This is a genomic window from Serratia sp. MYb239 (assembly GCF_002966855.1).
GTDB lineage: Bacteria > Pseudomonadota > Gammaproteobacteria > Enterobacterales > Enterobacteriaceae > Serratia_B > Serratia_B rhizosphaerae.
In genome coordinates this window covers 1805422-1827407 of sequence record NZ_CP023268.1, presented here as the reverse complement: position 1 = coordinate 1827407, position 21986 = coordinate 1805422, and the positions used below count along the sequence as shown (strand labels likewise).

Genomic DNA, 21986 nt, shown 5'->3' with positions numbered 1-21986 from the left:
GCGGCATAGCTGTGGTTGATGGAAATCCAGCAGCCCTGTACATTCAGCTCATACGAAAACGCCGCAGCACTACGACCACCGGACACTGGCCGGCAACGCAGTTGCGGAACACTCGAAAAATTGCGTAAACTGTTCATGCGTTAATTTCTCTCACACGTTAAATTGATGCGCCGACGCCCGGGACCGCATATCCTGGGCGTCACCCTTTCCGAACATCATCACTGTCACGGCGTAGATCTCCGCCACCAGCGTCTGAATCCGGTAACCTTTAGCTTTCAACTTCTTGCTTTCGTCGCCGTCCAACACGCCGTCGGCGGTAAAGTCGTTGTGCGCCTTGGCAAACACACCCAGCGCCGCCATCAGTTCGTTGAACTTGATCAGCAGTTCTTCGTTATCCACCTGGCCAACTTCCGGTAGCCTCACAAACACACCACCAGCGCGCTTACACATCGCTTCGGTGATATCTGTGCGCTCGCTGATCTGCTCCATCTGAATGGCCATACCCATTGGCACGACCTGACCACCGACTTGGCGGACGCGGTTACGCAGCGCGTTATGGGTACCATCGTGCGCCAGCTCCTGCGCCATGGATTCATATCCACCAGCGAACGACGTGATCAAACGGTGCATTGCATCCGTGATATCGCTCTGGGTTGGGAAGTCTTTGTTATCCACAATGTTTCTCCGATTGTTGTGGTTTTGGTTAAGCCGCTGGGGCTGTAGACTTTTTGTAAAGGGATAAATCGACAAGTAATTCGCCACTGGTCAGCACCTGAATTTCAAAAGCCCGGCCTTTGGGAATGATTTCACCCCACCCCGACACGGAGGCATGCGACAGACCCAATGCCTTGGCTGTCTTGCCAACCCCACCGAAGTAGGAAATAACATCATCTTTTTTCATAACGGTCTCTATGGTAGGGGAATAGAACACAACGATAGTAGGATATCTTACATTGAAGAGTCAAGGAATCCTACATTACTAAATGGTAGGATTGCCTACATGGAAATGAATGATCGAATTAAAGCTCGACGCAAAGAGTTGAAGCTGACTCAAGACTCCTTAGCCAAGCGAGTCGGGGTAAACCGTGTCACAGTCACAGGTTGGGAATCTGGTGACTATAAACCTGGTGGTGAAAACCTTCAGGCGCTTGCTGCTGCTCTAAACTGCAATCCTGGTTGGCTGCTGGATGGCGGAGATATCAACGAACAAATCACATATGTAGGCAAGGTTCGGCCAGGGCTAGTCCCTGTAGTTGGTGATGCCGTTTTAGGAGTTGATGGCATGATCGACATGGTCGAATACCGTGGTGGATGGCTCAAAATTTATAGCGATGACCCTAATGCTTATGGATTACGAGTCAGAGGCGACAGCATGTGGCCTCGCATTCAGTCAGGAGAGTTCGTGCTGATCGAACCAGGTAGCACCGTCCACCCTGGTGATGAAGTGTTTGTGCGCACCAGTGATGGCCACAACATGATCAAAGTGCTCAACTACACCCGAGATGGGGAGTACCAGTTTAACAGCATCAACCAAGACCATCGCCCTATCACCATGGCTCGTGCTGAGGTTCAGAAGGTTCAGTATGTAGCCGGAATCCTGAAAGCATCACGACATGTAGATAACGATACGGTAACAGACTCCATACTTTAACTATCTATTATCATTAATGACTACACAGCTCTCAGGATTAAGAAATGGGAATTATTGTTATTGCCGCATTACTCGGGCTAATACCCGCATTTATTGCACAAAGTAAAGGAAGATCGTTCGCCGGTTGGTGGGTATACGGATTTTTGCTTTTTATAGTAGCTATTATTCATGTACTTATAATTCCAGCAAAAAATAGTAACATTATCGAAATTTCTTCCAGTGATTTGAGAGATTGTCCTTTCTGCGCAGAGCCGATTAAGCGACAAGCATCAAAATGTAAGCATTGTGGAAGTGAGGTTGAGCCAGCTCCCATGCTCCCATCGTTATCGGATTCCTCCGTGGGTGATGGTACTAAAATTGAGTGGAAAAGAGTCCTCGTTTTAGTTTTAGCCATTGGTATTACCGTTTTTATTATTAAAAACTTTGGATAATCATCTCTTAAATTACTTACCTTAAGCCTAAAATCCGGCCATAGCGCCGGTTTTTTTGTGCCCTCTCCCCTCCTCCATACCCTTCCTTACCCCAGCGGACAAAAGCCAAAAACGCAAATGTAAGATTACCTACAAAACATCATTGACATAAAATGTCAGATATCCTACATTAAATCCATCAACAGCGAACAGGCAGGATGCCCACGAAGTAGCCGCCCGAGGCACACGAAGATCGGGATGATTCGCTAACCAGGTACACAGCAGAGGGTTACACGATGAAAAGTTACGACATGGTTCTCTACCGTGAACTTCGTGCAGATGGATTTGCAGCAATAGCAGCGCTGTTCTACTCCCGCAAAGCAAAACGCGGCTATTAACACCCACCGCGCCCTACGGGGCGCACGAAACAGACTGAACGAATGAGGGTTTCAGCATGAAACGATGGAGTGCAGCAGAGGATAAGGTTCTAAAAGACCATGCCAGCACCCTGACTGCCAAACAGATCGGTCATTTGCTCGGCAGAACGGCAAAATCAATCGGGGCACGAGCAGCCGTTGTTGGGATTGAACTTAGGAAACGCGGTGACGCGTACCACGGCCGAAAGTATTCGGAAGCCGATATCGAAATGGCCCGCCAACTACATAGCGCCGGGATGGGGTTAAGACTGGTAGCGGAAAAAATGGAGATCCCATTCGCCTCACTAAAAAATTATTTTTACTAATGAGGCTGCAACCACCGCGCCCGACTGGGCGCCACTATCAAAGAGCGCGGGTAGAGAAAAATATTAAACACCTTGGCAACGGCAGTCTGAATCCCGGAGAAGGTTGCCAGTAACGGTGAGTACCGCTCTTTTTGATAGTGATGAATGCGGCCTGCCGGGGCCACCGTAGCGAAAGCGAGCGCGGATATCCGGCAACTAATGCAAGCTGTGTGTAGTATTTGGCGGCTGTTCCATGGGTTGGTGTCAGCCGCACTTTTTTCACAATTGACGTGGTTCGCTGTGCCGGTTTCCCCTTAAACCTTTACACAGTATAAGCCCCGACGCGGCGCACCACTTGAGTTGTGAGAGAAACGCGGGATCCGCAGCTATGCGGGCTGTCGGACTCCCCTTCTAAAACCCGATTTTCTATCTGCGAAAAATTGCCAGGTCTGGCAGGGCTTCGCTTTGCCGAAAATCAGCGAGAAGGAATAACGTATGTCGTGGATTACCACATTTACCGGCCAACACTTTAACTTTGCGGCGCCGGACGTTGAAAGCATCTGCATTGAAGATATCGCCCAGGCACTTTCGCATGAATGTCGCTTTGCCGGCCACCTGCCGAACTTCTACAGCGTCGCGCAGCATTCCGTTCTGTGCAGCCAAATTGTTGAGCCAGAGTTCGCGCTGGAAGCGCTGCTGCATGATGCCACTGAAGCATACTGCAAAGACATCCCCGCCCCACTGAAACGCATGCTGCCTGATTACCAGGCGGTTGAATGCCATATCGACATGGTGATCCGTGAACGTTTTGGTCTGCCGCTGGTAATGGATATTGCCGTTAAGTATGCCGACCTGGTGATGCTTGCTACCGAGCGCCGCGAGCTGGATATCGACGACGGAAAAGAATGGCCGATGCTTGCCGGTATTGAGCCAGCCGAAATGCTGATCACGCCAGTGATGCCAGTGCAGGCACGCGCAATGTTCATTGAGCGCTACAACGAGCTGACCGAATGGGGAGTGCTGTGATGATCAACACAATCACGATTGATACAGAAACAATGGACGTTCAGCCGTCGGCTGTGATCCTCTCAATTGGCGGATTTGCCTTTGATATTGAAGATATCGACAGCGTGCAAAACTCAATCATTGACGTGGCTCGCGATCCGGAGCTTGCCGACTACTCAAAAACGGCTTTTTACGGCCTTGTTGATACTTTCGGTCAATTAATGCAGGGCCGAACTGTCGGCGCCGAAACCCAGAAATGGTGGATAAAGCAATCCGAGGATACTCACGAAGCGCTGACAGGCCATCGCGAGCCACTGAGCCAGACCCTGGTTAATCTCTCATCATGGATCCAGCAGCACCCTGGTGCCCGCGTGTTTTTCCGTGGAACGGATTTTGATGGCTCCATTCTCGAAAACGCATACCGCACCTGCGGGCTTACTTGCCCGTGGCATTGGGGCGGCAAGCGTGACGTGCGGACCTATATCGATGCCATGACCAAAGGCACCAAAGGTTACCTGCCGAAAACCCACCAGCCATGCTTCGCGATGGTTAAGCATAACTCCCTGCATGACGCGATGGGCGACGCTGAGCAAATGGCTATTGCCTATCAGCTGAATAGCCGGCAGGTAGCCGCAGAGCTGCAGGAGACAACAAAGTGAGCAAAGTAGGCGATTACTTTTTCGAGTTCCCTGCATCCCGTGGACTGCAGGGGAAAACGGTCACTCTTCTGATGACCATTCCAGGTCGCACTTTGGCGCGCGTGCTCGCATCTGACAATGTCGGCCACACGCTGGAACGTTCACAGCGCGAAATTAACCAGAGCCGTGTCAAAAAATTCTACGAGTACCTGGTTGCTGCGGCAGAGAATCAGGAACCGTTTATCGTTCCACCACTGGTTGGCAACTGCGATTCGGAGATTGAATTCGAGGAGTTCGGCAACACTAACGTCGGCGTCGTCCGATTCCCTATGGACGCCGAGATTAAACTGTTCGACGGGCAGCACCGCGCAGCAGGCATCCGCGAATTTTGCCGCAATTCTGATACGTCACTGATGGTGCCGATTATGCTCACCCACCAGCTGCCCCTGAAAACGCGCCAGCAGTTCTTCTCTGACATCAACAACAACGTATCGAAGCCTTCAGCAGCGATCAACATGGCATACAACGGCCGTGATGCACATGCCCAGGGCATGGTGGCTTTCCTAACATCGCATGATGTGTTCTCTGCAATAACTGATTTCGAGCATAACGCGGTGCCGGCCAAAAGCCGACTCTGGGTGAGCTTTAAGGCACTCAGTGACGCCACAGCAAAATTTGCCAACGCTGGCGGCAAGCAGCTGCAACAGGACGAAATTGAAGCCATCTGGGAAGCGTGGATTAACTTCACCGCCATCAGCGATATTCGCCATGGCACGAATCAGGCCGAATACAAACGCGATTACATCCAGTTCCACGCAGTAATGATTAACGCCTTCGGTTATGCCGTAAGCCGCCTGCTGGAAAATAACAGCCCGCGTGACGTGTCACGGATGATTGACGATTTCGCCGTTAATGCCGAGACAGCGGAGCGTGAAGATCTGTTCCTGATATCAGCATGGGGTGGCATCTGCGCGAATACAGAGAAAGAGCGCCCGACTGTCATAGCTAACGTCTCTGCGCAAAAAGCGGCAGCTGAACGCCTGGTGCAGATCATTACCGGACAGGAGAAAACACCGTGAGCAAGACACAAATGCAATTTGCCAACAGAGCGTGGCGCAAGAACACCGCAAGTTGGGGAATGGATAAGAAGCGACACCGCGCATTTTGTCGCGAGAACGCAGAGATAACCGTCCATGAATATTGCGGGCGCGGTGAGGATTTTCAGTGCCAGGCAGACGCTGATTACCAGGTGGCCGAAGAATTGACGTATTGGGAGGATTGATGAATAAGCAACTGGAAGAGCTGGCGCAGGAAATCGTGTTAAATCTCGTCGATTGCGACTCCGCCGACCCTGACGCCATTAAGCAATACGTCGCGTGGACAAAGAAAAAATTACACACGGCAATGGCTAAAAAAGATCAGCGCATCGCAGAGGCAGAGATCAGGGGCGTAGAGAAACTGGCTGCCGCATTCAAATCATGGGCTGGTGATGGCTCATTCCCGGATCGCGAGGCTCAGCGGCATTGGGCTACTGCAAGCCAAGAGGCTTTATCTTTCGCTGATGACCTTCGAAATGGGGAGTTGTGATGATCGATAAATATCGGCTCGATAACCTGCGGTTACTGAGTGGTGAGAAAGGCGAACTGGCGCGATGGGTTATTCAACTTCAGGCAGATTTAGACACTGAACGGCGCAAAAAAACATCGCTGGATAGTGTCATCGCGGAGCTGGAGCGCGAAGTGAGTGACTGGCGGCGGCGCGCAGAACATTTCGAAGGACGATTCAATGACGCATTCACAAAGCTGGCCGCACGGGAGGCGGTACCTGTGTATCAGATGCGCATACTCGACGGCAGCCAAGAGCAATACACGTGGGCGGAAGTGACCCATGACGAATTTAACACGCCGCTTAAAAACCTGGAGGGATGGGAGAAGCGAGTTCTGTTCACCGTCCCGCCAGCACCGGAGATGAAGCCGTGAAAACGCTCATTATCAGCGCAATAGCCACCAGCCCGGTCATGCTGTTATATCCAGTGATCGGTTGGCCAGCGGTGGCTATTTTGATCCTAAACACACTAATTTTAGCGGGGGTCGCGCGGTATATCTCAAATAGAAATCGTGACGATTCAGATAGTTGGGACGGTTATTAGAGATCCTCATAATGGCAAAGACAGCAGCTGAAAGAAAGGCCGCACAGCGGGAAAGGCAAAAAAATGATGGCGTGGCCAAGTTCGAATTGAAGCTCGACCAGCAAGAACTGGAAATGCTACGCGAGAACTGCGCAGTGCGCCGGCCACAGCGGGAACCGTACGACATGGACGAGTACATCACGATGCTGATCAGGAAGGATAACGCTGAACTAAAAAAGCAAATGGCGGCGCTCAGTGAACGCTGCTGCGGGAAGTGCAAAGACAAGCTGCCCGGCGATCCTGCCGGGTGTTACTTCCTCGGTGATTCCGAATGCTGGCAGACGTACGGCTGGCATGATTTAAAAATAACTGTGTGACATGTCACGATAGATAATCCGTATGCGGCGGGTGTGTGAGGGAATGATGAAAGCACATGATGAAAACGAGATCATTTCAGAAGCAGATATTGAGAGGATTACAGGGTATAAAATTGCATCAAAACAGTGCGAGGCTTTAAAAACCTCAGGGATATTTTTCATCACCAGGAAAGATGGGAAGCCGAGTACCACATGGGCACATTTCAATAACCCTCTTTCTCATCGAAATGTATTAAATAATGTGGATAGCGGTCCACAGCCTGACTTTGGAGCACTCGACTAATGGCTCGAGCACGAAAGAATAAAGAAGACTCATGGATGCCGCCACGAGTTTATCTCGGACGTTCTGCATATGAATACCATCCCAAAGGAGGCGGAAATATACGCCTCTGTGATAGAACCTGTACCCAGGCTCAAGTTTGGGCTGCGTGGGAGGCATTAATCACAGAAAAGCCAAATGGCTCCACCTTTGAAGGACTCGTTGATAAATTTTTCAAATCCGGTGATTTCTTTGAATTAGCAGTAGAAACGCAGAAAGATTATCGTAAATACTCGAAAAAGATAATCGGGGTTTTTGGTGCAATGCCACCAGATAATATTAAACCGGAACATGTGAGAAAATATCTCGATAAGCGAGGCATAAAAAGCAGGACTCAGGCGAACCGCGAAAAGGCATTCATGTCCCGAGTCTTCCGCTGGGCATATGAACGTGGTTATGTGAAGGGTAACCCAACGAAAGGGGTTAAACAGTTCAAAGAGACTGGCCGTGACCGATATATAACGAATGAGGAGTATGACGCTCTATACAGCATTTCTCCTGATGTCGTTCGTGTGGCCATGGAGCTGGCCTACCTATGCTGCGCACGCCAAAACGATGTATTGGAAATGAAAAAGAGCCAACTTATTGCAGAAGGCATATTGATTAAGCAAAGCAAAACAGCTGTATCTCAGATAAAGGCATGGTCTGATCGTCTAGCTGCCGCTATAGATTTGGCTAAAGCCCTCCCACTAAACGCTGGAATGAGCAGCCTCTATGTACTGCACCAGGCGTCGGGACATAAATACACAAGAGACGGTTTCAACAGTCGATGGAGAAAGGCCAAAGAAGAAGCTCGTTTGAAATACCCTCACCTCTGCTTCGACTTCACTTTCCATGATCTGAAGGCTAAAGGAATCTCAGATTTGCAAGGGAACATTTATGAGAAGCAGGCGATATCAGGGCATAAAAATGTTGAACAGACTGCGCGCTACAACCGGAAAATAGCTATCGTCCCGGTTGTCGGCGGACAGTGAATATTATGAAGTGATATTATGAATGGCGGTTTCAGGCACAAAAAAACCGCCTTTCGGCGGCTTACGACACTGCTTATTGCTTTGATTATTCTGATGTTTCCCATGGTACCCGGGGCGGGACTTGAACCCGCACAGCCATAAGCCGAGGGATTTTAAATCCCTTGTGTCTACCGATTTCACCACCCGGGCTCGGGAAAGTTGGAGGCGCGTTCCGGAGTCGAACCGGACTAGACGGATTTGCAATCCGCTACATAACCGCTTTGTTAACGCGCCGTATTCTGTTTGCCTTTTCAGGCTGAAAGCTGGTAATAACCAACCTTCTAAAATTTGGAGCGGGAAACGAGGCTCGAACTCGCGACCTCAACCTTGGCAAGGTTGCGCTCTACCAACTGAGCTATTCCCGCGTCATCAGAACTTACTGATTTTTTTGCTAACTTTCTGCAAATCATCGCTGCCGTCTGATGCGATGCATTCTACTTACCTGACGTGATGAGTCAACAAAATTGTTCACCCACCACGGCCGTTTGCCGATTTTTGCATCGAATCGATCACGGTTCCAGCAAATCGTTACGTGCGGCGTTCAAATATTGGAACATTGACCAGAAAGTCAGCACCGCCGCGATGTACAACAGACCGATAGCCGCATACTCAACGCTACGGTCAGGGCGCCATAACAGCCCCACCAGCGACAACATCTGTGCGCTGGTTTTAACTTTGCCGATCCAGGAGACCGCTACGCTGCTGCGCTTGCCAATTTCCGCCATCCACTCGCGCAGCGAAGAAATAATGATTTCACGCGCAATCATCGTCGCCGCCGGCAGCGTAATCCACCAGGCGTGATAGTGCTCCGCCACCAGCACCAGCGCCATGGCGACCATCACCTTATCGGCCACCGGATCCAAAAAGGCGCCAAAGCGGGTCGTTTGCTTCCAGCGGCGGGCTAAAAAGCCGTCAAACCAGTCGGTTACCGCAGCAAACACAAAAATGACGGCGCAAACCATCGGGGCCCAGTTGAACGGCAGATAAAATGCCAGCACAAAGAATGGGATCAGAACTACGCGAAACAGGGTGAGCCAAGTCGGTATATTCAATTGCATAATGCTACGGTAACTATCTGGCTGGAGTGGAATTAAGAGTATGTTGCTACATTGCCTTCAGTGTTTCAATGCATTATAGATCTTTTCTGCCAATGCTTGTGAAATACCCGGCACTTTTGCAATTTCCTCAACGCTGGCGTTCATCAACGGTTGCAGGCCGCCCATAAATTTCAACAGCGTTTGCCGCCGTTTCGGCCCCACGCCCTCAATCAGCTCCAGCGCGCTGGTATTTTTGACCTTGGCGCGTTTCTGGCGGTGGCCGGTGATGGCATGATTGTGAGAATCATCGCGAATATGCTGAATCACATGCAACGCCGGTGAATCCGCCGGCAGCGAAATTCCCTCGCCTGCCGGCACAAAGAACAGCGTTTCCAGACCGGCTTTACGATCGGCGCCTTTGGCAATGCCAATCAGCCGCGGTTTGCTTTTATCCCAGCTAACCTCCAGCGAATCGAACACCTCCAGCGCCATGCCAAGCTGCCCCTTACCGCCATCAATAAAGATCACATCGGGAACTTTTTTCTCTTCGAGCGCCTTGCCATAACGGCGCCTCAACACCTGCGCCATCGCTGCGTAATCATCTCCCGGCGTAATGCCCGTGATGTTATAGCGACGATATTCGGAACGCAGCGGGCCGTTTTCATCAAACACGACGCAGGAAGCGATAGTCTGCTCACCCATCGTATGGCTGATATCGAAACACTCCATCCGGCTAATATTATCCATCTGCAGAACCTTCGCCAGTTCCGCCAGACGCTGATGAATCGTCGACTGCTGAGACAGTTTGCTGGTTAACGCCGTCGCCGCATTGGTGCGCGCCAACTTGAGGTAACGAGCGCGGTCGCCGCGCGGCTTGCTCTGAATGTGGATCTTACGCCCCGCCAGCTCGGACAGCGACGCGGCCAACAGATCCTTTTCCTGCAGAGTGAAGTCCAGCAGAATTTCCGTCGGCAAAGTGCGCGACTGGCTGCCCTGCAGATAAAACTGGCCGACAAAGGTCTGCACTACTTCGCTGAGGTCAGTATCGCCCGGCACTTTAGGGAAATAGCTGCGGCTGCCGAGCACCTGTCCCTGCCGGATAAACAGCACGTGCAGGCAGGCCATACCGGACTCGAAGGCGACGCCGATCACATCCATATCATCACCGTGGCCGGAGACAAACTGCCGCTCGGTCACGCGGCGCACCGCCTGAATCTGGTCGCGCACCCGCGCGGCTTCTTCAAAATTCAGCGCCTTGCTGGCGTTTTCCATCCGCTCAATCAGCTGATGCAATACCTGCTGATCCTTGCCGGATAAAAATAGCCGCACATAGTCAACCTGCTGCCGGTACTCTTCTTCACTCACCAGGCCAGCGACGCAGGGGCCAAGGCAGCGGCCAATCTGATACTGCAGACAGGGCCGAGAGCGGTTACGATAAACGCTATTTTCACACTGGCGGACGGGAAACAGCTTTTGCAGCAGCGCCAGAGTTTCGCGCACGGCATAAGAGTTAGGGAACGGGCCGAAATATTCGCCTTTGGCGTGTTTGGCACCGCGGTGAATTGCCAGCCGCGGATGGGTATCAGCGCTCAGGAAGATCAGCGGATAAGATTTATCGTCGCGCAAAAGAACATTATATCGCGGCTGATATAGTTTAATGTAGTTATGTTCCAGCAACAGCGCTTCTGTTTCGGTATGTGTAACAGTAACGTCTATTTGCGCGATATTTTTAACCAGGGTTTCGGTTTTACGGCTGCCGACCTGCGTGCGGAAATAGCTCGCGAGGCGTTTTTTCAGGTCTTTGGCTTTACCGACATAGATAACCGTACCGCCGGCGTCATACATACGATAGACGCCGGGCTGACTGGTTACGGTTTTAAGGAATGCTTTAGCATCAAAACGATCATTCACCGCTTAACAACGTCTCCGCATTGAACAATCCATGTCGGATAGCCAGGTGAGTCAATTCCACATCGCCGCTGATGTTCAGCTTGCTGAACATCCGGTAGCGGTAGCTATTTACCGTTTTAGGGCTGAGGTTCAACTGCTCGGAAATTTCGTTGACCTTCTTTCCTTTGGTAATCATTAACATAATTTGCAATTCGCGGTCAGAAAGACAGCTGAACGGCGTTTCGGTTTCCGGCTCGAGCTGGCTTAACGCCATCTGCTGCGCAATGTCGGATGCAATATAGCGCTGCCCGGCATGCACTGAACGTATGGCGTTCACCACTTCCTGCGGCGCGGCCCCTTTGCTCAGATAGCCGGCGGCCCCCGCCTGCATCACTTTAGCAGGCAAAGGATTTTCTGTGTGGATAGTCAACATGATGACTTTGATGTCGGGTGCATAACGCACAATCTTACGGGTGGCTTCCAGCCCCCCGATACCCGGCATATTCATGTCCATCAGCACGATATCAACAACATTGTTGCGACACCATTTTACGGCGTCCTCGCCGCACTGGAGTTCACCGACAACCTTTATGCCTTTGATATCTTCAAGAATGCGTCGTATCCCTGCGCGCACCAGTTCGTGGTCATCAACAAGAAGAACGCTAATCAAGGAACAATCTCCAAAAAATAGGGGAGTAACGCAATCAATCTCTGTTATCGCGATAGATATTACTTGTTTTTCAACAAAGAATGAATACAGATTAATATGTATGCTCGATTAACTCTGCGGAACAGGCCTAATTTTTCGTATTTTTACACCTGATGACGCGAGTTTGCGGCGTTGCGGACGGATAAAAATCCGACAGCGCATATACCTGACCGAAAGACCGTTGACAAAACAAAGGATACGGCAAGCGCTCCGCCTGAGTAAAAATCAACGCGGGCAATCATAACCAAGCGTAATAATAACATTCTTTCCGCTGAGAATTAACCCTTTAAAATCACGGCGCTATAATAGCACATGCCAGCCGGCAGCGTTATCACTTTAGGTTTCTGCCGCGATAGGTATCGGCAAAATGGCGCTATTTACAATAAATCCGCCCCTTCCGGCTGCAGGAACATGCATGAAAAGTGCTTATTATGCATTTGGAAATATGCCCGAACGCAACTTTCCTGACTTAATTCGACATACCTATTCACTGCTGTGCAATAAACATTGGATATAATAAATATCATTAATATTCATCAGTTGAAGAGGTGACTGGCGAAACTGCAATTTATGTTATACTCGCCAGCAGAAAACGGCGCTAACGCCTGCATGATGCGGCGACGGCCCGGCGCAACTGCGCACCTTTTTCCGGCTATGGCCGCAGAGTTCAGGAGATAAAATGAGCAATATCGATTTCACTACGTCCGCAAACCCAGAAACACTGGCAACTGAAGTAGCCTGCCTGAAAGCCGCTTTAACGCTAATACTGAAATCGATTGGTCAGGCCGATGCGGGCAAAGTCATTATCAACCTGGAGCGCTTTATTGCCCAGATTGAAGATCCGACGCAGGCCGAAGTGTTTAAAAACAGCCTGCAGCAGATCAAACACGCATACCGCCAGTAAGCAGTATAGAGGAAACAGGCCGGTCATGCAGCACCGGCCTGAGCAATTAACCGCGTCCTGGCTTCAGGATAAAACCGCTCTGCATATCACCGCCAATCCGCAGGTAGCGGACGTCTCCGGCACGCAGGGTCATCGGTTGCTGCCCGGCGGTTTCGCGCCAGATGCACAGGTGGCTTTCGATCATATCCTGACCAATGCTGACCACATGATTGCCTACCGGCATGCGGAACTCCGCCTTCTCTTTTGTCGCCAGTGACGCGGCAAACTCACCGTCAACGTAGACACCGGTCCGGCAACTTCCGGCCAGCATGCCGCTGTCACGCACCACAACCACCGTGGCATACGGCGTAGTCGGCAGGTTTTGATAAAGCATCAGCCGGCTTGGCGGCGGGGATTTAGCCTCCTGTGGCGGTACAGCCTGGGTAGCGCAACCGGACAATAACACAGAGGAAATAAGTAACGCAGCGTAACGCTTCATCCTGAACTCCTTACAAAAATAGGCCCCGATAATAACAAGATAATCCCTCCCTGCGCCAAGCATCCCGCCCCCAGGCAAAAAAATAAGATTAATCCCTACAACATCTTGATGTTACCTACAGACTATCGCTCATACCGCATTCAGCAAGGACTCAGAGCAATATCCCGCCCTGTCGGCCGCACCTCTCGCACGGCATTTTTCCAGCCCAGCTATTCAACCTGGAAATACGCCCTTATTCAGTTTTATCCGAATAACTTTCAATTACCTCGATATTCAAATAGAATTATCTTAACTCCCTGCCATATTTTCGGCACGCCACGGTCGGAATGAGGCGGTAAAGTATCAGCCGAATAATATAACCTCCGGTTATTTTTCCTAATAGTTTATTTCACCTATAATGCCCGGGTTTTATCAACACGATACCGGCACGGTGATGTCTGTAAACAATGACGACGGCATAGCCGCTGTCGCATCGATACAAGCTTGGCACCCTCAGCCGGTTCGGTAACCATTTATAGCACGCCGCTTTTATCAGCGTCAGCAACCCTTGAAGAAGAATATTCTTAGTCGAGACCGGGTCCGTGCGTGATTATAAAAAAATAATAGGGATATAATGAAAACATACGGATTATTAATGATCATACCCGCACTTTTCCTCACCGGCTGCGTACAGTGGGAACGCAGCGATGCCAGCAATAAAATCTGGCAGGCCGAACATGCCAAATGCAAGGAACGCGCCTATCAACAATTTCCGCCCGACGTCGTCAGAGACGTTGAGGTCGATTACAACGATCAATACGTTCCCTGCAAGAAAAACAAGAAAACCTGTCCGGACGGACATCGCTATGAAGCACGGCCAACGCTGCGCACATTACACAGCGATAACAACAAAGATGCCCGCAACGCCGCCATAAAATCCTGCATGTACGATAAAGGCTGGTATGAAAAGGTCTACTATTGGCCGCGCGGCTAATCCCGGTCTGAGCCTATTCGTCGTCGCCGTGCGGCATACCGGTTTTCGGCTTGCTTTTGCTGTCATGCGGCTTATCTTTCGCCGCCGATAATGCCTTGCCCATCAGCCATAGCAGCAGCGGCACCAACAACAGGCATAATATCAGTGTAATCAGCGCATTAGTCATTCATCATCCGCCTGTTTCATGGAGTATTATGCCTGAGTGTAGCAGTTTTATACGTCGGATTCGCGCGCCATGCAGCACAGCAACGTTTCGATGCGCGCTGGCGTCAGCGGCGCCCGGGGCGGAGGCAGCGGCCAGTCGAACAGGTAACGCGCCGCCGTCGCGCAGACTTTCCCCTGGCAGGCGCCCATACCGCAGCGGCTGGCCAGTTTGGCGCTGCGCCAGTCCGCCTGCCCGGCCACCTGCCCCAGCATGACATCTTCACAACGGCACAGCACGGTTTGCGCCGTCGCCAGAGACTTTAGCGAGGGATCCAGGCGAAACGTCGTCGTGACCGCGGTGGCAAAACGCTGCCAGTGCTCACGCACCCGCAACGCCCGCATCGGCGTCGGCGCGCCGCTGGCTGCATAGCCGGCTATCGCCCCCTCCGCCAGCGCTAGTTCGCTGCCCCCGACGCCGGTGCATTCCCCCGCTGCATAAATATGTGCCACGCTGCTCTGCTGCTGTGCGTTAACGGCGACCGCCTGTTGTTCGATCCGACATCCCAGCAACAGCGCCAGTTCGATATTCGGCACCAATCCATAGCCGCAGGCCAGCCGATCGCAGGCCAGGCGGCGCACACGTCCGTGCTCTTGCACCTCAATACTGTCCAGCCGGGATTCGCCATGGGCAGCCAGCACGCGGCTGTCGCCGCGGTAACGCGCATTAACCAGCCGCACGGACTGCCGCAGCTTGCCCGGCCAGCGCCATAATTCCCCAACAAAACGTGCCGTGCGCCGCAGCGGCGCCTGTTCAGCCAACAGCACCACCCTACCGCCGGACCTGCGCACCGTGTCCGCCACCGCCAGCAGCAGCGGGCCGCTGCCGGCAATCGCCACCCGCTGGCCGCGTACGTCCAGCCCCTGTTTGATTTGCGCCTGCAACCCGCCGGCGCCGGTCACGCCCGGCAGGGTCCAGCCGGGAAACGGCAACAGCAGTTCACGCGCGCCACAGCACAAGATGAGACGCCGATACTCAATCACCCCGCAGTGCTGCGCATCTTCATACAGCAGTCGCCGCGTGCCGCACAAAGCCACCACCTTGCAGCCGTGCAGCCAGCGGATATTCTTTTGCGCCGCCACCGCCTGGCGATAGCGCCGCGCCAGAACCGGCAGTTCAACCGCTGGTCCGGCGCGCCAGATTTGCCCGCCCGGATGTGGATTATCGTCCAGCAGCAGCACCGATTTACCGCTTTGCGCGGCGGCCAACGCGGCGGATAATCCGGCCGGGCCGGCGCCAATCACCACAATTTCTCCGTACAAATCAGCCATTGTCGCTCCTGGTAATATGCATTTCGGGCTGGCACAGCGTCTGACAGGCCAGCCGCCGGACGCCGTTAATACTGACGCGGCACTCCTGACAAATGCCCATGCCGCAAAACGGCGTGCGCGGCTGCCCGGTCACCGAACGGCGGCAATGCGGCTGCGGCGTCATACTCAACGCCGCCGCAACGCTGATGCCCGCCCTGACCCAAAAGCGCTCTCCATCGATCGTGATGGCAATCTTGCTCATGCGGAAACCTCCTCAGCCGCCAGCAGCCGGGCCGGCAGGTAGGGCGTATCGTCAATCGCCGGGCGCTGTCGCAACAGGCGGTCAGCGATAAGCGCCGCGCTGCCGAGCGCGGTGGTTACGCCCAGGCCCTCATGCCCCAGCGCCAGCCACAGGCCGTCATGAACCGGATGAGGGCCCAACAGCGGCAGCCCGTCCGCTGACGCAGCGCGCTGGCCGGTCCAGCAGCGGATGATATTCATCTGCGCCAGCGACGGTACAAACTGCGTCGCCCGCTGCAGCATCGTCGCCAGCAGCGACATATCCAACACGTCGTCCGGCACATCAAACTGACGCGAAGAACCGATCAGCAACTGGCCGGTGGGGCGCGTCTGCAGATTAAACGCCACGGAGGTTCCGCCGCTGGCGTGCGCACTGGCGCCGTACCCCAGTTCAACCAGTTGATGACGGACCTGCGGCGGATAACGATCGGTAATCGCCAACTGCCCCTTTTTGGCCCGCAGCAGCGGCTCTGCCAGCAGCGCATTGGCCGCCAAGCCGCACGCCAGCAGCACCGCATCGGCCGTCAGCCGCGTGCCGTCGGCCAGTAGAACCGTCTGCGGCTCCAGCGCCACGGCGCTGCCGCGATAGCGCACGATCGCCTCTTTCCCCTGCTCTACCAGCCAGCGGGCCACATTCGGCGCGTATACAATGCCGTCGCCGGGAACGTGCAGCCCGCCGGCCAAGCCGTGACGCAACTGCGGCTCACGTCGCCGCAGTTCGCCGGCGCTGAGCAGATAACTCTCCGCCTCTGCGGCGGCCAACCGCTGCTGTTTTTGCTCCGCCAGCGCCAGCTCATCGTCATGTTCCGCCAGCCACAGCGTACCGCAGCCGCGCCAGGCGCAATGCGCCGGCATCTGGGCGGCCAGCTCGCGCCACAGGCGCAGCGAATAGGCACAGAGCGCCAGCTCGGCCGGGTTGTCATCCATGCAGACCAGGTGCCCCATTCCCGCCGCGGTCGCCCCCGGCCGGCCGTCATCCACCAGCGCCACCCGCAATCCCCGCCGCGCCAGTTGCCAGGCGCAGGCGCTGCCGATAATCCCGGCGCCGACCACAATCACGTCGGCGCATTTCATGCGCGGATCCCCCAGACAAAGGGATCGCGCGGGTCGAGCAACAGCCGGCTGTCGGCGCACACATAGGCTTCGCCGCGAATCGACGGCCGGATCCCGTGCGCCAACGGCTGATAACTGGCGCGGAACTCGCTGCCGATAACGCTGGCCTGACGCCAGATCTCCCCCGGCGCCAGCTTGCCGTCGGCCGCCAGGCAGGCCAGCTTGGCGCTGGTGCCGGTGCCGCAGGGCGAACGGTCATAGGCTTTGCCGGGGCACAGCACAAAATTGCGGCTGTCGGCGCGTTCGTCATCGGCAAACAGTTCGATATGATCAATCACGCCGCCGTCTTCACCGCGCACGCCCTCCAGATCCAGCGTCTGCCGCACCGCCCAGCTGAACGCGGTCAGCGCGTCAATATTGTCGCGCTCAACCGCCAGGCCATGCCCGGCAATCAAAAAGAACCAGTTGCCTCCCCAGGCGATATCGCCGCAGACGCTGCCATAGCCGGGCACCTCGATGGTCACCGCGCGGCGGTAGCGGTAGGCCGGCACGTTCTGCACCGTCACGCTGCCGTCCTGATGCAGCCTGGCGCTGACCGTACCCACCGGCGTCTCAATCTGGTGGTCGCCGGGGCGGATGCGGCCCAGATAGGCCAGCGACGCCATCAGGCCGATAGTGCCGTGGCCGCACATGCCGAGATAGCCCGTATTATTGAAAAAGATCACGCCGGCGCTGGCCGTCGGCGAGCAGGGCCGGCACAGCAGCGCCCCAACCAGTACGTCGTTGCCGCGCGGCTCAAGAATAATGGCGCTGCGCCAGTGGTCATGGCATTCGGCAAACAGCGCCTTACGTTCCGCCATACTGCCGTCGCCCAGATCGGGAAACCCATCAACGATCAGGCGCGTAGGTTCACCGCCGGTGTGGGAATCAATCGCCCGCAGTGCGGTGATGGATGTGGAATCGGTCATCGGAATCTCCAGCGAGTTGATGAAATCTTCACGCCAGCCTGACCGAATCTCCCGCCGCCGGCTTGATGCATTTCGGCGCGATGCATGGCGAAATCAGCACAGTCGCGCCCGGCCGACGAGAGGAAAACCATAACAATCTCTTATTTATCATGCTGTTATTTTTATGCTAAATCAGCCAGAGCGTTCGCTGCGCCGCCACAGGCAGCCTGGCGACGCAAAATTATGCGGTGATCCGCAGTTTTGGCGGTCGGCGCTTGCCAAGTTAAATAAAAGTTAATATTGATCCAAAACCGTTAAATTCAGCGGCCAACAGGAAAGGTACTGCGATGCGTTTAGCCAGCAATCCCCCGCCAGCGCCCGATATGATGGCAGTAGCGGCCGACGATGATTTTGCCGTCGAAAAACTCAGCCAGCTGTGCGACGGTCTGGCGCAGCAGCGCCCCCACAGCCTGCACAGCGTTCTCAATTCCCTGGCGCTGATTGCGCCGCTGTTAAACGCCATTCCCAACGTGGTGTTTTTCCTGAAAGACGCCCAGGCCCGCTATCTGCTGGCCAACCTGACGCTGGCAAAGCGCTGCGGGTTCAAAACGGTGGCGCCGCTGCTGGGAAAAACCTCCGCCGATGTGTTCCCCGCCCAGCTCGGCGCCGGCTATACCGAGCAGGATCTGCGCGTACTGCGCCACGGCGTACACATTCAGGATCAGCTGGAGATGCACCTGTACAGCGGCCGCGAAACCGGCTGGTGCCTGACGCAAAAGCTGGCGCTGTGCGATACCCAAGGCAAAATCATCGGCATGGCGGGCATCTCGCACGACCTGCAGGAGGCCAAGGCCAACCACCCGGCCTATCAGCGGCTGGCGGCGCTGGATGACTATATCCGCCGGCATTACGCCAGACAAATTGCGCTGGAGGAACTGACCGCGTTGACCGGGCTGTCGGTGGCGCAGATCGAACGCTACTGCAAGCGTATTTTCCACCTGACGCCACGCCAGATGATCCACAAAGTACGGCTGGAAAAGGCCAGCGCGTTGCTGGCCGGCGATACGCCGATTACCGATATTGCCCTGCAGTGCGGCTATACCGACCACAGCGCCTTCAGCCGTCAGTTCAAAGCTATGACCGGCTCGACGCCGCGGGATTTCCGCACTTCATTACACGCCTGAAGCCATCAATATTAAGCCGTTTATCGGCTTTCCGTTCACCGCGACGGCCGGCGTTGTGCCCGCTTACTGTGCTGATTTCGTCATGCCCGACGGCGAAAAGCGTCAAGCCGTCGCCGCGGATTCCGGTCACTCTGTTATCGAATTTCACCAATAACTCACCATCAATTAACACATTCGACGACAGGAAAAACAGCATGAGCCAAAAAGCCATTAACTGGAGCGGCGTGTTCCCCGCGGTCAGCACCCAATTCCGCAGCAATTTTTCTCTCGATCTGGAAGCCACCCACCGGGTGGTGAGCAACCTGGTTGACGACGGCGTCTCCGGACTGGTGGTATGCGGCAGCGTCGGCGAAAACACCTCGCTCAGCGCACAGGAAAAACTGGCGGTGATCGAAGTGGCGAAAGACGCCGCCCGAGGCAAAGTGCCGGTGATTGCCGGCATCGCCGAATTCACCACCGCCTTTGCGCAGGATATGGCGCAGCAGGCCGCCAAAGCTGGCGTCGACGGTATTATGGTGATGCCGGCCCTGGTGTATTCGTCCAAACCGCACGAAACCGCCGCGCATTTCCGCAGCGTCGCCGCCGCCACCGATCTGCCGATTATGGTCTACAACAACCCGCCGATTTATAAAAACGACGTCACGCCGGAGATCCTGATCTCGCTGGCGGACTGCGACAACATCGTCTGTTTCAAAGACTCCTCCGGCGATACCAGCCGCTTTATCGATCTGCGCAACACGGTCGGCGACCGCTTTGTGCTGTTCGCCGGGCTGGACGATGTGGTGGTGGAAAGTATCGCCGTCGGCGCCGAAGGCTGGATTTCCGGTATGTCCAACGCCTTCCCGCGCGAGGGGGAAACGCTGTTCCGGCTGGCGAAGCAAAAACGTTTTGACGAGGCGCTGGCGCTGTACCGCTGGTTTATGCCGCTGCTGCACCTCGACGCCCGGCCGGATTTGGTGCAGTGCATCAAGCTGTGTGAAGAGCTGGTCGGCCGCGGCAGCGCGGTCACCCGCCCGCCGCGTCTGGCGCTGGAGGGCGAAACCCGTCAGCAGGTGGTCGCCATCGTCGAACAGGCGCTGGCGCAGCGTCCGGCGCTGCCGGACGTCGGTCTGTAAATCCTGACGCGCCCCTTGCCGCATTCAGGGGCGCCGCAACCACAGCGGGGACACTATGCCTATCACCACCCTCAGCGGAAAGCAGTTTATCGGCGGCCGCCGCGTCGCCAGCGGCACGGCTGAACTTGTCAGCCTGCGTGCCGATAACGGTCAGCCCACCGGCTATCGCTTCCATCAGGCCAGTCGGCACGAGGCCGCTTGCGCCGCACTCGCGGCACAATCAGCGTTTATTGCCTACGCGCAGACCAGCAGCCAACAGCGCGCGTCCTTCCTTGACGCCATTGCCGATCAACTTGATGCGCTGGATGATGACTTTTTTACCGTCGTCCAGCAGGAAACCGCGCTGCCGCCGGCGCGCCTGCAGGGCGAACGCGCCCGCACCAGCGGCCAAATGCGGCTGTTCGCCGAACTGCTGCGCCGTGGCGACGTTATCGGCGCACGGATTGACAGCGCCCAGCCGGAACGCACGCCGCTGCCGCGCCCGGATTTACGTCAGTACCGCACCGCCATCGGCCCGGTGGCGGTATTCGGCGCCAGCAATTTCCCGCTGGCGTTCTCCACTGCCGGCGGCGATACCGCTGCCGCGCTGGCCGCCGGTTGTCCGGTGGTGTTTAAAGCGCACGGCGGCCATATGGCCACCGCAGAGCTGATCGCACAGGCGATCGAACGTGCGGTAGCACAGCAGCAGATGCCCGCCGGGGTGTTCAATATGATCTTCGGCGATCGTATCGGCGCCGATCTGGTACAGCATCCGGCCATTCAGGCGGTCGGCTTTACCGGATCGCTCAAGGGGGGCCGCGCGCTGTTCGATCTGGCGCAGCAGCGCCCGCAGCCGATCCCGGTGTTCGCCGAGATGTCGAGCATCAACCCGGTGATCGTGCTGCCGCAGGCGCTGGCGCAGCGCGGACGGCAAATCGCACAGCAGCTGGCGGCGTCGGTTACTCTGGGCTGCGGCCAGTTCTGCACCAAGCCCGGTTTGATCCTCGGCGTGCGCAGTCCGGCACTTGAACAATTTATCACCGCGCTGAGTCAACAGATCGAAGCGGCCGAACCGCAGACCATGCTCAATACCGCCACTTTGCACCATTATCATCAGGGGCTGAACGAACTGGAACAGCATCCAGGCATCGCGCACCTGGCCGGCCGGCGTGACGCCCCTGGCCATCAGGCCTGCGCGCAGCTGTATCAGGCGGAAGGCCGGCTGCTGTTGACGGCGGATGCGCGGCTGCAGGAAGAGGTGTTTGGCCCGGTCGCCATCGTGGCGGCGCTGGACGACGAGCAACAGCTGCAGCAGGCGCTGAACGCGCTGCAAGGGCAACTGACCGCCACGCTGCTGGCCGATGACGCCGACCTGACCGCCGCCGCGCCGCTGCTGGCCTGTTTAACGCATAAAGCCGGGCGGGTGCTGTTTAACGGCTACCCCACCGGGGTGGAAGTTTGCGACGCCATGGTGCACGGCGGGCCTTACCCCGCCACCAGCGACGCCCGCGGCACCTCGGTCGGCACGCTGGCGATCGAGCGTTTTATGCGACCGGTCTGTCTGCAAAATGCGCCGCCGTCGCTGCTGCCTCCTGCCCTGCAGGATGAAAACCCGCTTAATTTGCTGCGTCTGGTAAACGGCGTTTACCGGCGCGATCCGCTGTGAACCGCACCTGCAATGAGATAATAAAAGGGTAGCCACC

At 55.3% G+C, this 21986-nt stretch carries 28 protein-coding genes and 3 tRNA genes; 17 read left to right on the top strand and 14 right to left on the bottom strand.

Going from position 1 to position 21986, the window contains the following annotated elements; translation table 11 throughout:
- Window positions 1–150: 150 nt before the first annotated feature.
- Together CLM71_RS08660 and CLM71_RS08655 are read right to left on the bottom strand one after the other, a co-directional pair.
- Window positions 151–675 (bottom strand): YmfL family putative regulatory protein, encoded by a 525-nt coding sequence (locus CLM71_RS08660; RefSeq protein ID WP_105230649.1) that lies wholly within the window; start codon window positions 673–675, stop codon window positions 151–153.
- Window positions 676–703: 28 nt separating this feature from the next.
- A complete protein-coding gene (locus CLM71_RS08655) occupies window positions 704–901 on the bottom strand; it encodes a Cro/CI family transcriptional regulator (protein ID WP_105230648.1) in 198 nt (65 codons plus the stop codon).
- A 99-nt stretch (window positions 902–1000) separates the two neighbouring features.
- Here CLM71_RS08655 and CLM71_RS08650 point away from each other — a divergent pair, with 99 nt between their 5' ends.
- From CLM71_RS08650 to CLM71_RS08590, 12 genes are all read left to right on the top strand, one after another.
- The gene (locus tag CLM71_RS08650) at window positions 1001–1651 is read left to right on the top strand and encodes a S24 family peptidase (protein WP_105230647.1); all 651 of its coding nucleotides are present in this window, start codon (window positions 1001–1003) and stop codon (window positions 1649–1651) included.
- Between the two features lie 44 nt (window positions 1652–1695).
- Complete coding sequence (locus CLM71_RS08645) at window positions 1696–2082, top strand: hypothetical protein (protein WP_234008635.1); 387 nt, start codon at window positions 1696–1698, stop codon at window positions 2080–2082.
- Between the two features lie 433 nt (window positions 2083–2515).
- Window positions 2516–2803 (top strand): DNA-binding protein, encoded by a 288-nt coding sequence (locus tag CLM71_RS08635; RefSeq protein ID WP_105230645.1) that lies wholly within the window; start codon window positions 2516–2518, stop codon window positions 2801–2803.
- A gap of 474 nt (window positions 2804–3277) precedes the next feature.
- Entirely contained in the window at window positions 3278–3808 is a 531-nt protein-coding gene (locus CLM71_RS08630; protein WP_105230644.1) for a hypothetical protein, read from the top strand.
- Entirely contained in the window at window positions 3808–4446 is a 639-nt protein-coding gene (locus CLM71_RS08625; protein ID WP_105230643.1) for a 3'-5' exonuclease, read from the top strand. The genes CLM71_RS08630 and CLM71_RS08625 overlap by 1 nt, the downstream gene beginning before the upstream one ends.
- Window positions 4443–5504 (top strand): DGQHR domain-containing protein, encoded by a 1062-nt coding sequence (locus CLM71_RS08620; protein WP_105230642.1) that lies wholly within the window; start codon window positions 4443–4445, stop codon window positions 5502–5504. The genes CLM71_RS08625 and CLM71_RS08620 overlap by 4 nt, the downstream gene beginning before the upstream one ends.
- Window positions 5501–5707: a hypothetical protein gene (locus CLM71_RS08615; RefSeq protein ID WP_105230641.1), complete on the top strand. Its 207-nt coding sequence runs from the start codon at window positions 5501–5503 to the stop codon at window positions 5705–5707. Before CLM71_RS08620 ends, CLM71_RS08615 begins: the two co-directional genes overlap by 4 nt.
- Window positions 5707–6012, top strand: a complete 306-nt coding sequence (locus tag CLM71_RS08610) for a hypothetical protein (RefSeq protein WP_105230640.1) — start codon at window positions 5707–5709, stop codon at window positions 6010–6012. The genes CLM71_RS08615 and CLM71_RS08610 overlap by 1 nt, the downstream gene beginning before the upstream one ends.
- Window positions 6012–6404, top strand: a complete 393-nt coding sequence (locus tag CLM71_RS08605) for a hypothetical protein (protein WP_105230639.1) — start codon at window positions 6012–6014, stop codon at window positions 6402–6404. Before CLM71_RS08610 ends, CLM71_RS08605 begins: the two co-directional genes overlap by 1 nt.
- A gap of 181 nt (window positions 6405–6585) precedes the next feature.
- Entirely contained in the window at window positions 6586–6930 is a 345-nt protein-coding gene (locus tag CLM71_RS08600; RefSeq protein ID WP_105233261.1) for a hypothetical protein, read from the top strand.
- 43 nt (window positions 6931–6973) lie between these two features.
- Window positions 6974–7213, top strand: coding sequence for a DUF4224 domain-containing protein (locus CLM71_RS08595; RefSeq protein WP_370446985.1), 240 nt, complete (start codon window positions 6974–6976; stop codon window positions 7211–7213).
- Window positions 7213–8223: a tyrosine-type recombinase/integrase gene (locus CLM71_RS08590; protein WP_105230638.1), complete on the top strand. Its 1011-nt coding sequence runs from the start codon at window positions 7213–7215 to the stop codon at window positions 8221–8223. The genes CLM71_RS08595 and CLM71_RS08590 overlap by 1 nt, the downstream gene beginning before the upstream one ends.
- Window positions 8224–8326: 103 nt before the next feature.
- Here CLM71_RS08590 and CLM71_RS08585 read toward each other — a convergent pair.
- The 6 genes from CLM71_RS08585 to uvrY all read right to left on the bottom strand — a co-directional run bounded on the left by CLM71_RS08585 (window position 8327) and on the right by uvrY (window position 11859).
- A tRNA-Leu gene (locus tag CLM71_RS08585) sits at window positions 8327–8412 on the bottom strand.
- Between the two features lie 10 nt (window positions 8413–8422).
- Window positions 8423–8496: transfer RNA gene (locus tag CLM71_RS08580), tRNA-Cys, on the bottom strand.
- Window positions 8497–8551: 55 nt separating this feature from the next.
- Window positions 8552–8627, bottom strand: a tRNA-Gly gene (locus tag CLM71_RS08575).
- A gap of 144 nt (window positions 8628–8771) precedes the next feature.
- Window positions 8772–9320 (bottom strand): CDP-diacylglycerol--glycerol-3-phosphate 3-phosphatidyltransferase, encoded by a 549-nt coding sequence (gene pgsA, locus CLM71_RS08570; RefSeq protein WP_105230637.1) that lies wholly within the window; start codon window positions 9318–9320, stop codon window positions 8772–8774.
- A 57-nt stretch (window positions 9321–9377) separates the two neighbouring features.
- The gene (gene uvrC, locus CLM71_RS08565; RefSeq protein ID WP_105230636.1) at window positions 9378–11210 is read right to left on the bottom strand and encodes an excinuclease ABC subunit UvrC; all 1833 of its coding nucleotides are present in this window, start codon (window positions 11208–11210) and stop codon (window positions 9378–9380) included.
- Window positions 11203–11859: a UvrY/SirA/GacA family response regulator transcription factor gene (uvrY, locus tag CLM71_RS08560; RefSeq protein ID WP_105230635.1), complete on the bottom strand. Its 657-nt coding sequence runs from the start codon at window positions 11857–11859 to the stop codon at window positions 11203–11205. The genes uvrC and uvrY overlap by 8 nt, the downstream gene beginning before the upstream one ends.
- A 718-nt stretch (window positions 11860–12577) precedes the next feature.
- On the opposite strand from uvrY, the gene CLM71_RS08555 reads away from it, so the two are divergent.
- Window positions 12578–12802 carry a DUF2594 family protein gene (locus CLM71_RS08555; protein ID WP_105230634.1) on the top strand — a complete coding sequence of 75 codons (225 nt, stop codon included), beginning with the start codon at window positions 12578–12580 and terminating at the stop codon, window positions 12800–12802.
- Between the two features lie 46 nt (window positions 12803–12848).
- Here CLM71_RS08555 and CLM71_RS08550 read toward each other — a convergent pair whose 3' ends face one another.
- Complete coding sequence (locus CLM71_RS08550; RefSeq protein WP_105230633.1) at window positions 12849–13280, bottom strand: hypothetical protein; 432 nt, start codon at window positions 13278–13280, stop codon at window positions 12849–12851.
- Window positions 13281–13914: 634 nt separating this feature from the next.
- Between CLM71_RS08550 and CLM71_RS08545 the strand changes: the two genes are divergently transcribed.
- A complete protein-coding gene (locus tag CLM71_RS08545) occupies window positions 13915–14253 on the top strand; it encodes a hypothetical protein (protein WP_370446984.1) in 339 nt (112 codons plus the stop codon).
- A 13-nt stretch (window positions 14254–14266) separates the two neighbouring features.
- On the opposite strand, the gene CLM71_RS24105 is transcribed toward CLM71_RS08545, so the two are convergent.
- The 5 genes from CLM71_RS24105 to CLM71_RS08525 are packed head-to-tail and all read right to left on the bottom strand — an operon-like array spanning window position 14267 to window position 18026.
- Complete coding sequence (locus CLM71_RS24105) at window positions 14267–14419, bottom strand: hypothetical protein (protein ID WP_172606292.1); 153 nt, start codon at window positions 14417–14419, stop codon at window positions 14267–14269.
- Between the two features lie 47 nt (window positions 14420–14466).
- Window positions 14467–15726, bottom strand: a complete 1260-nt coding sequence (locus CLM71_RS08540) for an FAD/NAD(P)-binding oxidoreductase (RefSeq protein WP_105230631.1) — start codon at window positions 15724–15726, stop codon at window positions 14467–14469.
- Window positions 15719–15967, bottom strand: a complete 249-nt coding sequence (locus CLM71_RS08535) for a 2Fe-2S iron-sulfur cluster-binding protein (RefSeq protein WP_105230630.1) — start codon at window positions 15965–15967, stop codon at window positions 15719–15721. Before CLM71_RS08535 ends, CLM71_RS08540 begins: the two co-directional genes overlap by 8 nt.
- Window positions 15964–17079 carry an FAD-binding oxidoreductase gene (locus CLM71_RS08530; RefSeq protein WP_105230629.1) on the bottom strand — a complete coding sequence of 372 codons (1116 nt, stop codon included), beginning with the start codon at window positions 17077–17079 and terminating at the stop codon, window positions 15964–15966. The genes CLM71_RS08535 and CLM71_RS08530 overlap by 4 nt, the downstream gene beginning before the upstream one ends.
- Window positions 17076–18026, bottom strand: coding sequence for a 4-hydroxyproline epimerase (locus CLM71_RS08525; RefSeq protein ID WP_105230628.1), 951 nt, complete (start codon window positions 18024–18026; stop codon window positions 17076–17078). Before CLM71_RS08525 ends, CLM71_RS08530 begins: the two co-directional genes overlap by 4 nt.
- A gap of 326 nt (window positions 18027–18352) precedes the next feature.
- Between CLM71_RS08525 and CLM71_RS08520 the strand changes: the two genes are divergently transcribed.
- The 3 genes from CLM71_RS08520 to CLM71_RS08510 all read left to right on the top strand — a co-directional run bounded on the left by CLM71_RS08520 (window position 18353) and on the right by CLM71_RS08510 (window position 21949).
- Window positions 18353–19189, top strand: coding sequence for an AraC family transcriptional regulator (locus CLM71_RS08520; RefSeq protein WP_105230627.1), 837 nt, complete (start codon window positions 18353–18355; stop codon window positions 19187–19189).
- Window positions 19190–19383: 194 nt separating this feature from the next.
- Window positions 19384–20304 carry a dihydrodipicolinate synthase family protein gene (locus CLM71_RS08515; RefSeq protein ID WP_105230626.1) on the top strand — a complete coding sequence of 307 codons (921 nt, stop codon included), beginning with the start codon at window positions 19384–19386 and terminating at the stop codon, window positions 20302–20304.
- Between the two features lie 55 nt (window positions 20305–20359).
- Window positions 20360–21949, top strand: coding sequence for an aldehyde dehydrogenase (NADP(+)) (locus tag CLM71_RS08510; RefSeq protein WP_105230625.1), 1590 nt, complete (start codon window positions 20360–20362; stop codon window positions 21947–21949).
- Window positions 21950–21986: the final 37 nt, after the last annotated feature.